Source organism: Fredinandcohnia quinoae (assembly GCF_022427965.1).
In the GTDB taxonomy this organism is placed as follows: Bacteria; Bacillota; Bacilli; order Bacillales; family Bacillaceae_L; genus Ferdinandcohnia; species Ferdinandcohnia quinoae.
In genome coordinates, this window is record NZ_JAKTTI010000061.1 from 1 (window position 1) to 13,117 (window position 13,117).

Below are 13,117 nucleotides of genomic sequence, written 5' to 3' on the forward strand. Positions count from 1 at the left end.
TGACAAACGGCACCGAGAGGGATTCCTCTCGGTGCCTTTTGTCGACAATCTGAAGTGCTAAACCATAGGGTTTAGCACTTTTTTTGTTAAAACAGCGATCATTTGTGATAGAGGACTTAATAAATGTCATCAAATTAAAGGTAGGCTTAAAGTAAGAAGGAATAAATGATTGTCTTAAAGAAATATATAGTACGAGCTAAAGTATGGTGGGAGATGGTCTAATTGAAGTTTTCGTATATGGATATTAGAAGTGGCAATGCAACATGTGTTTTGGAGATTAACAAACAAAAATTTGAGTTTTATCCTACTTTTCATTCAGATGCTCTTGGAGATTTTGTTTCATATGTAGCATCCATACATCCGTTATGTAAATTAAGTTGGAAAGATGGTGCCTTCCCCAAAATGAATGGAGGAATAGAGTGGCATACGGGTCCTTATTTATTGCGTTGGGAATTGGAGCGTGATTTTGAAGACTTAGAAATTACCATTACAGAAATTCAAAATCCAATTGCAGATAGAAAAAAGAATCCTAATTTCCCCAGAACAGTATTAAGGACAAAATGTAACTTTGATGAGTTTGTATTATGTATAGTGAAAGAATTAGATCGAGTTATTAAACAACGGGGGATATTAGGTTATCGGCAAGAGTGGCAAAATTACACATTTCCTATTGATGGATTTCTAGCGTTAAAATATGCTTGTCTTTATCAAAAACCATTCGAGATTACAAAGAAGCAAAGTGGTACATCACTTGAAGAAGAGCTTGATTTATTGATGAAGAATATTGATTAAATACATCAAAGTTGTTAGGAGAGGAGAAATTTGTTCTTATTTTGGGGTGCGATTATTAGTGGGTTTCTCTTATTTATTGTTACGTTTTCTCTAATAAAACAGATTATAAATAAGCACGATGATACAGGACCTTTAATTTTTTCTGGTGCAGTTTTATCAGCGTTTCTTATATACTCAATACTTGTCTTGTGCGGAAATTGATCTCAGCACTAATGGATTCTAGATGCTTAAAAAAATTGAGGTGTAAAGTTGAATATCGAGTTTTATGAATTAGATGCTATAGATGATATGGAGTTAAAATTTGCGGTAATAAGTGCTATTTATAATGGGAAATGGGTTTTTGTTAGACATAAAGATAGAAGTACATGGGAAATTGCTGGTGGTCATAGGGAATGGGGAGAAACAATAGAGGAAACAGCCAAAAGGGAGTTGTTTGAAGAAACTGGTTGTAAGGGTGTTGATTTAATACCAATTTGTGATTATTCAATGGATGTTTCTGGTACTAAAACGTATGGAAGGTTATATTATGCGAGGATAAAGGAATTTGGACAAATGCCAGTTTCAGAAATTGATGAAGTCAGACTGTTTGTAAGTCCCCCTGACAACATTACGTATTCAGAAATACAACCAAAGCTATTTGAAAAAACACTCGCTTTTATGAAGAAATGAGAAATTTAAAATGACAATTCTCAACAATTATCTAACGGATTAAAACTATTTCTAATGCCTTATTCTATAAAATTGAAAATCAATTTCAGCAAATTATTTTATTTCGGAATTGTTCTTGATCAATGATCGGAGGCCATTTCAGTGCCATTTAAGCATAAGTAAGGCATCTTTATTTTTCACACCAAGATGCCTTATTACTGTATGAAAATATTAAATTTAATAAGAGAAAGTACCCATTAGATAACTTACATAAGATATGAGAATATCGCCAAATAGACTAAACAGTTTTATTCTCCACTTCTATAGCAATAACTTCTCTTGCTGCTTCTATGAAAGATAATATGATCGGTGAAAGCCACTTTTCTTTATGCCATGCCATTTGTGTATATACGTGCAAGTCTGGAATTTTCCAAGGAAGCACAACAAGTTCACCCCGTTCAACTTCGGCTTCCACTGTTATTTCCGGAAGAAAGGCAATGCCGATTCTCGAAATTGCACATTGTTTAATAGCTTCGGCATTTTGAAACTCTAAATAAGTAATATCATCAATGCCCTTTTTCTCAAATGAGCGGTCAAACATGGTTCGATAGGTACAGCCTTTTTCATTGACTAGGAACACTTCTCCGTGAAAATCTTCCAGCTGTAGTACTGTTCGTTTCGCGAGAGGATGATCTGGAGAGACGAAAAAGCGGAAAGTTTCTTCCAGCAAAGGTTCCACCGTAAGCCCTGTTGAGAGAATAGTCTCGTCCAGCATAAAGACTACATCAGCGGTTCCTTCAAAGAGCGTTTGCTTGAGTTCCTGATTTGGAACAGAGCGGAAGATGAGCCGAACTCCTGGGTGGCGTGAACGAAAAAGTTGAAAGACAATTGGAAGCCGATAAGCACAAAGAACCTCGTTAGCACTTATTGTAAGAGTACCGCTTAGATTTTCATTATCATGAACGGCACTGCGAGCTTCGTCCAATTTGTCTAGAACACTTTGGACATGAGTTAAAAAGCGCTTACCCGCAGTTGTGAGCGCGAGTTGTTTGCCCAATCTGTCAAAGAGCCGAACACCAAGCTCATCCTCCAAAGCTTTTATTTGCATCGTGACGTTAGAGGGGACGTAGTTTAGCACCTCCGCAGCCCGACTGAAATTTAAAGTTGAAGCAACCGTGCGGAATGTATTTAGTTGGCGTAATTCCATCATACTACCTCCTTGAACTTTCAATATTATTGAAGGTTACTTTGAATTTCATTCACTTTTATTGAGGTTATCACAGGATTATACTTACAACAAGAAATACATTTTGGGTTTCACTTTGAAAGGAGCAACAAGACAATGGATTACGAAATTTTTGAGTTGGGTGACGTTTCTTTGCAATCAGGAGTGATATTGCCGAACGCTTTTCTTGCTTATAAAACCTACGGGGAATTGAATGAAAAGAAAGATAATGTCATCATCTATCCTACTGCTTTCGGCGACCAACATGTTCAGAATGAATGGCTGATTGGAAATGGCATGGCACTAGATCCGAGTGAATATTTTATTATTGTTCCAAATCTACTGGGAAATGGATTATCTTCGTCTCCTAGTAACACGTCACCTCCATTTGACAGGGCTAATTTTCCGCAGGTAACCATCTATGACAATGTTAAATTCCAATATCGGCTGCTGACTGAAAAATTCAGTATTCAAAAGATTGCACTCGTAGTTGGATGGTCAATGGGAGGCATTCAATCATTCCAATGGGGGGCAAGTTACCCCGATATGGTGGAACGAATTGCACCTTTCTGTGGAGGTGCAAAGACTTGGCCGCAAACGTATGTCGTCCTTGACGGAATGAAAGCTGCGCTCATGGCTGCAATTAGCTTCGATTCAAGTAAATTAAACGAGTTGACATCTGCAGACATGCGTACCGTTGGCCGTGTCTATGCGGGATGGGGCCTATCACAGGCGTATTACAGAGAGGAACTTTATCGTGATATGGGATTCGACTCATTAGAAAATTTTGTGGCTGGCGTTTGGGAAGATAGCTTTATGAAGATGGACCCGCACAATGTACTCGCCATGTTATGGACAGGCCAAAATGCAGATATTAGCGCAAATTCTGCTTATAACGGAGATTTCGATGAGGCGCTAAAAAACATTAAAGCACTAACCTACGTCATGCCAGGGAGTACGGATCTCTTCTGCACTTCGGACGATAACGAATACGAAGCTAAGCTTATACCTAATGCTGTTTTTAATCCTATCGAATCTATTTGGGGCCATTTTGCGGGTCGCGGAATTAACAGTGTTGATAATAAATTTATCGATGATAACCTAAAACGATTGTTGGCGCTTAATCCAAACGGATAAATCATCATGAGTAATTATTGCGGTAGGAAATGTAAGAGTGGACAACCAAAAAATAAGTTAACATCTCATCAGAGGGTGTACTTATTTCAAGTCAGATCGGTCATCCTTTATATTTAAAATTGGGATATCGAGATGTATCAAAAATGTGGGTGCTTGAGAGAAAATCTTAAATAAAAAGGTGTATTGATCCAAGAAGGATTAATGTACCTTTTTGTTGAAGTTATTAAACTAACTAAGCAGCTTAGTTAATGGGAATTTATGACGCGTTAGGAGAAAGGGGAGGGAATAAATTGAGTTATGAAATTATAACGTTACCGGCCTATCGGGCAGTAGGATTAAAATGGGAGGGAACATTCTCTGAGATTGTACCGAATTTAAAAAACGTCATTCAACAAATTGAAGATCGGGCCGATGAGTTAGAGAATAAGGTGAATCCTAATGTTCAATTAGGTCTATCTTATCATGTAATTGAGAATGGATTCGCACATTACGCGGTGTATGAAGTGAGCGAGGAGCAGGAAATTCCTGATGGGATGATTGAAATATCGGTTCCTGAATGGACGTATGTGAAGACGACACATCACAAAGGAGAAGATATACAAAAGACCTATACGGATTTACATCAATGGTTATTTGATAGTGCCTATACCGCATTTAGAGAAAATGGTGTAGATTACTATGATCCATATATACCGATTAAACATGAGCATTGTCCAGTTGATCGTGATCCGAATGATCCGCATTTTGATATTTATATACCGATTGTAAAAAAAAAATGGTTTCTTATTAAACAAATGGGTGCGTTGATCAAAGGATTAATGCACTTTTTTTATTGAAGTTATTCAAGAACTGACGGGTTTGTTCAAGGTTCAAGTGTACCTGTATACTAGAAGTTCACTAATTAATTGGCGTCTATTGCTAGTGTTTTGTCGTTTTATGCTAGTTACAGAACCAGATGATATAAGTAAAATGAAATAATTATCCCGTTAACAAACTTAGTTGCGCTCATTGTTAGTGTGTGGATAGATGAGAGGTGTAATATATGACTTCACATACTCGTATTAAAATACCGGATGGATTTTGGGCAGGACTGAATCGACTTGGAATTTCGACTCAAGATGTGGTTAGGAAAGCAAAAATGCCTCTTACCGTAATTACTGAATCTGTTGTTACTACTGAGCAATATTTCGCAATATGGCAAGCATATTCCGATATTATCTGTGATACGGAGGATGGGATAATTATGCTACCGACAGTATTTGAAACAGCTCAATATCCACCATCTGTATTGGCAGCTTACCATGCTCGTGACTATCGGTATGCCCTAAAGAGAATGGCCCGTTACAAAGAAATGTGTCCTCCTGAAAATATTCGAATTGTGGAAGAAGGCGGAAGTTGTAAGGTCGAAGTAGAATGGTTGGATACTGATAAACCTGGTCCACCATTACTTATTGCAACTACACTTGCTTTTTTACTAGAGCTTGGACGACGAGGTACTGGTTTGCCTTTAAAAGCGAGATTGGTTGAATTTAAACATACAATGAATCAAGTACAAGGAATGGAAGATTACTTTGGCTGTCCTATCCAGATGGGTGCTAAGTGTAACAGATTGACATTGCATCGAGAAGATTTGGATCGACCATTTGCTTCTTACAATGCTGAATTACTGGAGATATTAACTCCCGTATTGGACCAAACTTTGGAAGAGCAGCAACGCAGTCACTCTATAACGGAAATAGTTAAGTGGATCTTGAAACGCAGTTTATCAGGAGAACGACTAGAGATACAAGATGTAGCAAGTGAATTGGGAATGAGCGAACGTACCTTACAGCGTCGACTAACTGACGAACAAACAAGTTTCAAGCAGCTGTTGAGAGAAGCACGCCATGAACAGGCAAAAGAGTATTTGGCAAATCCTTCTTTAGATATTAAAGAAGTGGCGTTTCTTGTAGGCTATCATGATCAGAGCTCGTTCTATCGAGCCTTTCGCTGTTGGGAGGGTAATACCCCTTTGAAATGGCGTACTCAACATATAAATTGAAACTGCTTTAAATGAAAGTAAAGGAGAAATATATGATGGAAATGGGATTAAACAATAAAACAGCCTTAGTTACAGGCTCCACCAAAGGTATAGGGAAAGCAATAGCCATAGAACTTGCAAAAGAAGGTGTTAATGTCCTAATAAATGGACGTAATTATGAAGAGGTAGAGCGGACTGTAGAGGAAATAAAATCAGCTTACCCAGCTACTTCTCCTCAAAATGCTACAGCTGATATTGTTGATGCCCAGCAAAGAGAAGCCTTATTTGAAAAATTCCCCAATGTTGATATTTTAGTTAATAACATGGGAATATATGAAATTATGCAATATGCAGATGTTACTGATGAAATATGGGAAAAATACTTTCGTACTAACGTATTAGCTGCTAATGGATTATCCAAATATTATTTAACTAAAATGTTGGAAAATAAAGATGGCCGCATTATCTTTATAGCGAGTGAAGAAGCAGTAATGCCCTCTGGACAGATGCCTCAGTATTGTATGACGAAGTCCATGCTCTTATCATTGTCAAAAAGCTTATCTATATTAACAAAAGGAACCGAGGTTACAATCAATACGATTATGCCTGGACCAACACTTTCTGAAAATGTACAACAAATTATTGAGGGTATTTACAATGATGATAAAATGCCTTTTCCAGAAAAAGAAAGACAATTTATGATTAATAATCTACCTCAATCTGAAATACAGCGATTTATTAAACCGATGGAAATAGGGAGACTAACTACATTTTTATGTAGTCCATATGCATCTGCATTTAAGGGATCCCCAATCCGAATGGATGGAGGAATGGTTCCTACCATTTATTAATTTACTAGCTACTTTTTAGTAGCTTGTTTATTTAATGTTACAAAAGGGGCAGCATTTCTTTATTGAAAGAACGATAAATGAGGATAAGTTTAAACGATAGGATGCGTTGATCCAAGAAGGATTAACACACCCTAAGAGAGGGAGGCTCTTATTTTGATGGACTCCCTCTTTCAGAAGTTTAGTTGGGCTAAACATTTACGTGCATACGGGCCATCCATAGACCTCAAGACCATTCTGTTTCTAGCGTATAAGCAATCCCAGTTCCTTATAGCCTCTTTAAGCAATCATTTAATTTCCTGGCTTGATTTTTGAAGTAGAGATAAAATGCAACCCAAAAGATCGTATAGACGAAAATGGATATTACGAGTGTTAACAAAATATTTATGATAGTAAATGGGATCCATCCGATCGTAAGTGCCAAGATGAGGTATAGGCTCGTGACGGTTAAAAAGTGAAGAATGGTCTGCTGGGAAAGTTTCAAATTCCTCTTTTCAAAGTATAAAGGACTAACTGTAAAAAACCAGCCGCAGAGAATAGAACCGATAGAGTTTTTTACAAATAATGGGCCATCAATTATTTCGAGGCCACCGAAAATGATAGTCAAATTGGTGATTAAAACCGCCAAAAAGCCTCCGAAGAAAATACCAATAAAACTACGAATAATAAAAGTTTTCAATCTACCTTCCTCCTATTCAATTTTAGAGCTTCTTTAATCGCAGGGACATAGGTACGAGAAACATATTCTTTCTTCCCTGATTTGAAGTAAACGCAGAGTGTACCATTGAATGATGCTTCAAAACGGCTCAATTGATTTAAATTGGCGATAACCGATTTAGACACGCGGATAAATTTTTTAGAAGGGAGCATGCCCTCAAGCTCATATAATTTCTCTTTTAAAATAAAAGAATCTGTTTCGGTTACGGCGATAATATGATCATTTTCAGTATGAAAATAGTGGACGTCATCCGGTTTGAGAATATATTGCATCTCTCCCTTTTTCCCAATTAGGAATTGTTGCTCCCTTCCATAGATGAAGTCAATGAGTTCCTGTATATTTTCATCCAACTCTGGCCCTTCGATGGTGACTCTCGTTTCTTTAAGTTCTTTGTCAATATTAAGGAAAAGTTTCAAATTTCAGACACCTCTTTTCACCTAAAAGTATATTCGATTCAGCCCTCGATGTCTGTCAATAAATTCTCTTTTTCTTTCCTCCCCTCATTAACTATCTAATCAAATTGTATGAGGAAATTACTTTTTAGTCTGTATCATTCCAGTAAGTGGATGGGAAATGAGGGTAACGAGTAGAAAATAGTTGGTGACTTACATAAAACAAATCCCATGCTCCGTTTAACGAAAATAACAACTAACGCAACAGGATCGTAAAAGAAGGATTTTAGAAGGGGTTAAGGAATATAGAAAGGATATAGAAAACAAATAGGTAAGGAGTAAGAAAATGAAGAACCTTTTATTACAATCACACTGTGTATTCCCAACTCCAGACATAATAAAAACCGCAAATTTTTATGAACAGAACATGGGATTTAAGGCTGTACATTATCTAAATGCGAGTGAACCTCATATTTGTTTGTATCGAGATACAACAGAGATTATTTTAACCAAAACTAATGGACAAAAGGTAATTCCAAATAGGGATTTATATGGTTATGGGTATGATGCTTACTTTATTACAAAAGATCAAGAGGGGCTTCAAAAAGAATTGGTCAATTCTAATGTGAAGATAGTCCGCTCTTTAGATCATACTGATTACAATAATAAAGAATTCGTCATTGAAGATATAGATAGAAGATGGATAGCTTTTGGGATTAAGGTAGGTGGATGGGTGTAGTAAAGGTTGTGAAGATAGATATTTAACCAAACGTGTGCGTTGATCCAAGAAGGATTGATGCACTTTTTTGTTGAAGTACACGCTAAAAAGTGTAAATCCTTAGAAAAGGATAGATAGCGGAAACCAATAATGGTTTCTATTTATTTTTTTGAGCGGGGTATTATCTGCATGTTATTGAAAAAAATCTCAATTTCTTGAAACTTTTATTGATGATAGAGTCCACTAATAGGTGAAGGGGGAAATTTGATGGAAGCTAAAATCCACCGATTAGTTAAAAAGGCAATCAAAGGTAACAAAAACGCCTTTGAAAAGTTGGTTCAACATCACTATGAAAGAATCTATCGGACTGCTTATCTTTATGTACATAACGAAGCAGATGCATTGGACGTGGTCCAGGAGGCTACCTATCAGGCCTATACATCTATCAACTCGTTAAGAAATCCGGAGTATTTTACGACCTGGCTTACTAGAATTGTGATTCGATGTGCTGGACATTTGATAAAGAAAAGGGACAATGTCATTCCAATGAGTGATGAATTATTAGCGAACTTACCGGATGAATCGAATTCAAACATTGAAGAGTCTTCACAGCTTCTACATGCCGTTCAGCAGCTAAGACTGAATTATCGTACAGCCATTATATTATTCTACTATTACGATTACTCGATCAAAACGATTAGTAGTGTGATGGAAATCCCAGAGAATACCGTTAAAACATATTTAAGCAGAGGAAAAGCAGAGTTAAAAAGGATTTATAAAAGTGAGGAGGATAAATGCCATGGATAACAAAGAACTCAATGATGCAATTGAACAAATACCTGTGCCAAAGGAAAAAGTTTTTAACGCCATTTCCAATGGGGTAAACAAAGATTTGGATCGAGGAAACGGAAAGAAAAAGAAAGTTCTTACTGGTGTAGTGACTACGGCTGCTATTCTTGGAATCACTATTGCCTCCGGATTTTTTAATCCTACCATGAATAATGTATTAGCTAACGCACCCTTAATAGGTGCAATCTTTCAGGAATTTAACGATTCAACGGGTATTGATTTAGCTAATAAAAATGCCGTTACTGAACTAAATCAAGCCATTACAAAAAATGGATTGACTGTCAAATTAACTAGTGCATACTTTGATGGCATTGTGGTGTCAATTACAGGATTTGTAGGCGAAGAAGTTGAAAATGGAAGAAATGAAAAAGGAGAAGTAAGTTTTGATGCTAACTTTGAAGACTATAAAGGGGATCATGATCCTTGGTTAAATGGAAAGTCAACAGACATAAAGAAAGTAGACAATGGATATAACTTTCAATGGAAAATGAAATATCCATATAAATCATTCGATGAGAATTTCACGCTCCCTATCACGATTCATAATATCAATGGTATAAAAGGTGAATGGAAATTTAATATACCTATTCAACAAGATAAAAATACGACACTTGCCTTAAATCATGAGCAAGGCTACCCGGAAGATGGAGTCAAAATCCGTATGAAAGAAATTCTTACAGCAAAAGCTTCATCTTCATTTGTTTATGAGACTGTGAAAAAATACAAGGGTGATGACATTATTATTTCAAAAGCTGTTGATGATAAAGGAAATGTATATAGGTTTGGAAACAAAACAGTCCTCCAGGATTCTGAACAAGGAGATGGATATCATAGTACCGTTCGGACAGAGATGACCAAGCTACATTCTAGTGCTACTTCACTAACCTTTTATCCGCAATTAAATATAGCAGTTCCAAAAGTAGAGCAGCTATTGGATAAGAAATCGTTTATTGTAAAAAGCGAGCGCCTTAACGTTGGCCTACAGGTAAATGATGTTACACAAAGCGGAGAGAAACTAGTAGTAGATTATCAAATTACAGGGCTTCCGAAACAATTGAGTCAAGATAGACTAGATATTATTAAAAATAACTTGGAATATGCTTTTTGGTTAGTGGATGAGAAATATATGTCAGAAATTGACCCGGAAAATGCGTGGCCTCCTAAAAACCATGGAATTCCATTTAACAAAGTAAAAATGATTGATAAAGAAACAGCACACTATCAATCTACATTCGATTTAAACGGAGATGAAAAAATAAAGAACTTTAAGCTGGAAAATACTATCTTACTATTCGACTTTTCAACCTTTGTCTCTTTTGAAGATTTAAAACCATTTACTATTGAACTTCCGGTCAGCGGAAAATAAACAGTTATAGTAGTTCACTTTAGGAAACCCGAGCCGGAATCCTCTCTAATTTATTGGAGAGATAATTAGGTACTGTCTAAAAGGTTCCTAAAATAGTAAATGGCAAGATTTCATTATTAATAGAACTATAAATGAGGATAAGTTTAACCGTTAGGTGCATTGATCCAAGAAGGATTGATGCACTTTTTTGTAGAAGTCAGTGTACTAAAGATGGAGTGATGTTTAACAAGAAACAATTAAATTAGCATCCGCATTTGCAGAATTAAAACTCCACATAAGTGGATCAATTAATCGCAATACTCATTTAAATAACAACCAATTTTCATGAAGATTTATAAAATTATGTAAAATGTGATATTATTTTACAAAGAGGTTACACAATTAATAACTAATTTTACATTACAAAAATATTTTTCACTTGCCAAATACTGCAACATTTTGTATTTATATTTTGCAAAAATAGGGGGGATTTAAAATGAGGAAATTTAAAATAAGTATATTTTTAGTTACTATACTTCTTTTTTTATTCGGATGTGAACCTACTGCTAAAAATCAAGGTGTTGAAAATAATAGGGAGAACAGTGGGTTTGTTAAAACGTATCATTTCGAATCAATTGATGATGAAATGTCTTTTAAATTATATAATATAGCGAATCTTTCAAATGAAGAATTAGAAAGTATAGAATCAAAAACGCTTGAAGCATATGATTTTATTTCAGCCTCGATTAATTCAGATTTTGAAAGAGCAAGCGAAATTAATATTTATTTGAAAGAAGGGTTTGAAAAGTCTTACACTGGTAACAAAAAGAGTATCTATTTGTATCGAAGTTACAGGAATGATTATCCCCTTGTCCATGAATTAACACATTCCTTATTAGGTGTTGGTAAAAGTTTTGATTATACACATGGATATTTAACTCAAGAAGGCCTTGCAGAATATTTTCAATATGAGATAGGTGAAGTATACGATTTTAATTATGGCATCCCTGCTCATAAAAAGATGAATTATTTATTAGAAAGAAATAAAAATATTCCTCTTTTTAAATTGGTAGATTTAGAAATAGCCAATGATATATTTATAAGTAAAATCTATTCAGATCAAAGTATTACATTGAACTGGATAGGATACGTACAAGTGGGTTCTTTTGTCACTTATTTAATTGACACTTACGGTTTTGAAAAATTTGAAGCTATTTATAATCACCCAGAATTAGAAAAGCAGTTAGAAGCCATTTATAATAAAACCCTTGAAGATTTAGAAAAAGAATGGATTGAATATGTAACCTTTAACATTGAACCACTTTCTAAGGATGAGTTAAGTTCACAAGTGATGCGATTCAATATAAGAAATTTGGATTTAATCGATCCAGCATTTTTTGAAAGATAATATTTTTGATTATAACCCAAGTGGTATCATAGTTTTTGATTTCAGTTGAATAGGTAAATTATCAATGGAGGAACTAATTATGCCGACTCTTTATATTACAAGACACGGTGAAACAGTATGGAATACGGAAGATAGAATGCAGGGGTGGTTGGATTCAAGTCTGACGGAAATTGGAGTGAGAAATGCAGAGTCCTTAAACAAAAGATTGAAGGAAATTGAATTTTCTGCTGTATATTCAAGCCCAAGTGGAAGGACAAAGCTTACTTCTGAATTAATAAAAGGAAATAGAAAAATACCTTTAATCTTGGACGATAACCTTAGAGAAATGAATATGGGAAGTTGGGAAGGAAAAACTCTTGAATCTATTCGAGAAACTAATCCTTTAGGGATTTACAAATTTTGGAATGCCCCACATTAGTTTATCCCAGAAGGTGGAGAAAATTTTAATGAGGTTCGAGAAAGGGCATTGAAAGTCTTAGAAAGGATTCAGGTTGATTATCCAAATGGAAATATACTTATCGTTACCCATTCAGTAATGATAAAAAGTTTACTATCAATTTTCAAGGACTTACCGATTGTAGAGTTATGGCAGCCACCTTTTATACACGATACAAGCCTTACAATAGTCGAATTAGGTGAAAATGCACCTAGGATAGTTATTGAAGGGGATATATCTCATAAGCACCTTTGATAATAAACTTACTAATCAAGATATAATTCAGGGTAAAGCACACGTAAAAAGTTATGTATTTGCAGAAAATAACATAAACCGGGCCAAATAGTAAGCTTACCCTTGATCAAAATTCCCAATATGCGCGCTCATCTGATTATATGCGCGGTAAAATCCAGATATGCACGCTCATAAAAACATATGCACGATAATTCAAATATTTGCACGATATCAAAATTATATGCACGTTAGCACGAAACCGCCCTGTCCCCGCCCACAAACTAAGCCCCACAGTTTAAAAACCTTGTAACATCTAAATCCCAAACAGCAAGAAGTTAATTTACATG

Annotated in this window: 13 protein-coding genes and 1 pseudogene; 11 read left to right on the top strand and 3 right to left on the bottom strand. The window is 35.6% G+C overall.

The features are described 5' to 3' along the window. The first annotated feature begins 237 nt into the window (after nt 1–237). Together MJG50_RS21355 and MJG50_RS21360 are read left to right on the top strand one after the other, a co-directional pair. Nucleotides 238–792: a hypothetical protein gene (locus MJG50_RS21355; RefSeq protein ID WP_240257805.1), complete on the top strand. Its 555-nt coding sequence runs from the start codon at nt 238–240 to the stop codon at nt 790–792. Nucleotides 793–1,041: 249 nt separating this feature from the next. Then, nucleotides 1,042–1,461: an NUDIX hydrolase gene (locus MJG50_RS21360; RefSeq protein ID WP_240257806.1), complete on the top strand. Its 420-nt coding sequence runs from the start codon at nt 1,042–1,044 to the stop codon at nt 1,459–1,461. 277 nt (nt 1,462–1,738) lie between these two features. On the opposite strand, the gene MJG50_RS21365 is transcribed toward MJG50_RS21360, so the two are convergent. Next, nucleotides 1,739–2,647: a LysR family transcriptional regulator gene (locus tag MJG50_RS21365; protein ID WP_240257807.1), complete on the bottom strand. Its 909-nt coding sequence runs from the start codon at nt 2,645–2,647 to the stop codon at nt 1,739–1,741. A gap of 135 nt (nt 2,648–2,782) precedes the next feature. Here MJG50_RS21365 and MJG50_RS21370 point away from each other — a divergent pair, with 135 nt between their 5' ends. The 4 genes from MJG50_RS21370 to MJG50_RS21385 all read left to right on the top strand — a co-directional run bounded on the left by MJG50_RS21370 (nt 2,783) and on the right by MJG50_RS21385 (nt 6,673). After that, nucleotides 2,783–3,802 carry an alpha/beta fold hydrolase gene (locus MJG50_RS21370; protein ID WP_240257808.1) on the top strand — a complete coding sequence of 340 codons (1,020 nt, stop codon included), beginning with the start codon at nt 2,783–2,785 and terminating at the stop codon, nt 3,800–3,802. 290 nt (nt 3,803–4,092) lie between these two features. Further along, a complete protein-coding gene (locus MJG50_RS21375) occupies nt 4,093–4,638 on the top strand; it encodes a GyrI-like domain-containing protein (RefSeq protein ID WP_240257809.1) in 546 nt (181 codons plus the stop codon). A 206-nt stretch (nt 4,639–4,844) separates the two neighbouring features. After that, nucleotides 4,845–5,843 carry an AraC family transcriptional regulator gene (locus tag MJG50_RS21380; protein ID WP_240257810.1) on the top strand — a complete coding sequence of 333 codons (999 nt, stop codon included), beginning with the start codon at nt 4,845–4,847 and terminating at the stop codon, nt 5,841–5,843. 35 nt (nt 5,844–5,878) lie between these two features. After that, entirely contained in the window at nt 5,879–6,673 is a 795-nt protein-coding gene (locus MJG50_RS21385) for an SDR family NAD(P)-dependent oxidoreductase (protein ID WP_240257811.1), read from the top strand. A gap of 265 nt (nt 6,674–6,938) precedes the next feature. Here MJG50_RS21385 and MJG50_RS21390 read toward each other — a convergent pair whose 3' ends face one another. Together MJG50_RS21390 and MJG50_RS21395 are read right to left on the bottom strand one after the other, a co-directional pair. After that, nucleotides 6,939–7,349, bottom strand: a complete 411-nt coding sequence (locus tag MJG50_RS21390) for a DUF3021 domain-containing protein (protein ID WP_240257812.1) — start codon at nt 7,347–7,349, stop codon at nt 6,939–6,941. After that, nucleotides 7,346–7,804 carry a LytTR family DNA-binding domain-containing protein gene (locus MJG50_RS21395; RefSeq protein WP_240257813.1) on the bottom strand — a complete coding sequence of 153 codons (459 nt, stop codon included), beginning with the start codon at nt 7,802–7,804 and terminating at the stop codon, nt 7,346–7,348. The genes MJG50_RS21390 and MJG50_RS21395 overlap by 4 nt, the downstream gene beginning before the upstream one ends. Before the next feature lie 322 nt (nt 7,805–8,126). On the opposite strand from MJG50_RS21395, the gene MJG50_RS21400 reads away from it, so the two are divergent. From MJG50_RS21400 to MJG50_RS21420, 5 genes and pseudogenes are all read left to right on the top strand, one after another. After that, nucleotides 8,127–8,519: a VOC family protein gene (locus MJG50_RS21400; protein ID WP_240257814.1), complete on the top strand. Its 393-nt coding sequence runs from the start codon at nt 8,127–8,129 to the stop codon at nt 8,517–8,519. Between the two features lie 246 nt (nt 8,520–8,765). Continuing rightward, the gene (locus MJG50_RS21405; RefSeq protein ID WP_240257815.1) at nt 8,766–9,305 is read left to right on the top strand and encodes a sigma-70 family RNA polymerase sigma factor; all 540 of its coding nucleotides are present in this window, start codon (nt 8,766–8,768) and stop codon (nt 9,303–9,305) included. Then, the gene (locus MJG50_RS21410) at nt 9,298–10,713 is read left to right on the top strand and encodes a DUF4179 domain-containing protein (protein ID WP_240257816.1); all 1,416 of its coding nucleotides are present in this window, start codon (nt 9,298–9,300) and stop codon (nt 10,711–10,713) included. The genes MJG50_RS21405 and MJG50_RS21410 overlap by 8 nt, the downstream gene beginning before the upstream one ends. Nucleotides 10,714–11,188: 475 nt before the next feature. After that, a complete protein-coding gene (locus MJG50_RS21415) occupies nt 11,189–12,100 on the top strand; it encodes a gluzincin family metallopeptidase (RefSeq protein WP_240257817.1) in 912 nt (303 codons plus the stop codon). A gap of 79 nt (nt 12,101–12,179) precedes the next feature. After that, nucleotides 12,180–12,791, top strand: a pseudogene (locus tag MJG50_RS21420) (histidine phosphatase family protein). Nucleotides 12,792–13,117 lie beyond the last annotated feature (326 nt).

What these genes read in the sequence shown, in the direction of transcription:
- MJG50_RS21405 (WP_240257815.1), top strand. Translation starts at nt 8,766, where the DNA reads ATGGAAGCTAAAATCCACCGATTAGTTAAAAAGGCAATCAAAGGTAAC.
- MJG50_RS21385 (WP_240257811.1), top strand. Translation starts at nt 5,879, where the DNA reads ATGGAAATGGGATTAAACAATAAAACAGCCTTAGTTACAGGCTCCACC.
- MJG50_RS21415 (WP_240257817.1), top strand. Translation starts at nt 11,189, where the DNA reads ATGAGGAAATTTAAAATAAGTATATTTTTAGTTACTATACTTCTTTTT.
- MJG50_RS21355 (WP_240257805.1), top strand. Translation starts at nt 238, where the DNA reads ATGGATATTAGAAGTGGCAATGCAACATGTGTTTTGGAGATTAACAAA.
- MJG50_RS21400 (WP_240257814.1), top strand. Translation starts at nt 8,127, where the DNA reads ATGAAGAACCTTTTATTACAATCACACTGTGTATTCCCAACTCCAGAC.
- MJG50_RS21410 (WP_240257816.1), top strand. Translation starts at nt 9,298, where the DNA reads ATGGATAACAAAGAACTCAATGATGCAATTGAACAAATACCTGTGCCA.
- MJG50_RS21365 (WP_240257807.1), bottom strand. Translation starts at nt 2,647, where the DNA reads ATGGAATTACGCCAACTAAATACATTCCGCACGGTTGCTTCAACTTTA.
- MJG50_RS21370 (WP_240257808.1), top strand. Translation starts at nt 2,783, where the DNA reads ATGGATTACGAAATTTTTGAGTTGGGTGACGTTTCTTTGCAATCAGGA.
- MJG50_RS21380 (WP_240257810.1), top strand. Translation starts at nt 4,845, where the DNA reads ATGACTTCACATACTCGTATTAAAATACCGGATGGATTTTGGGCAGGA.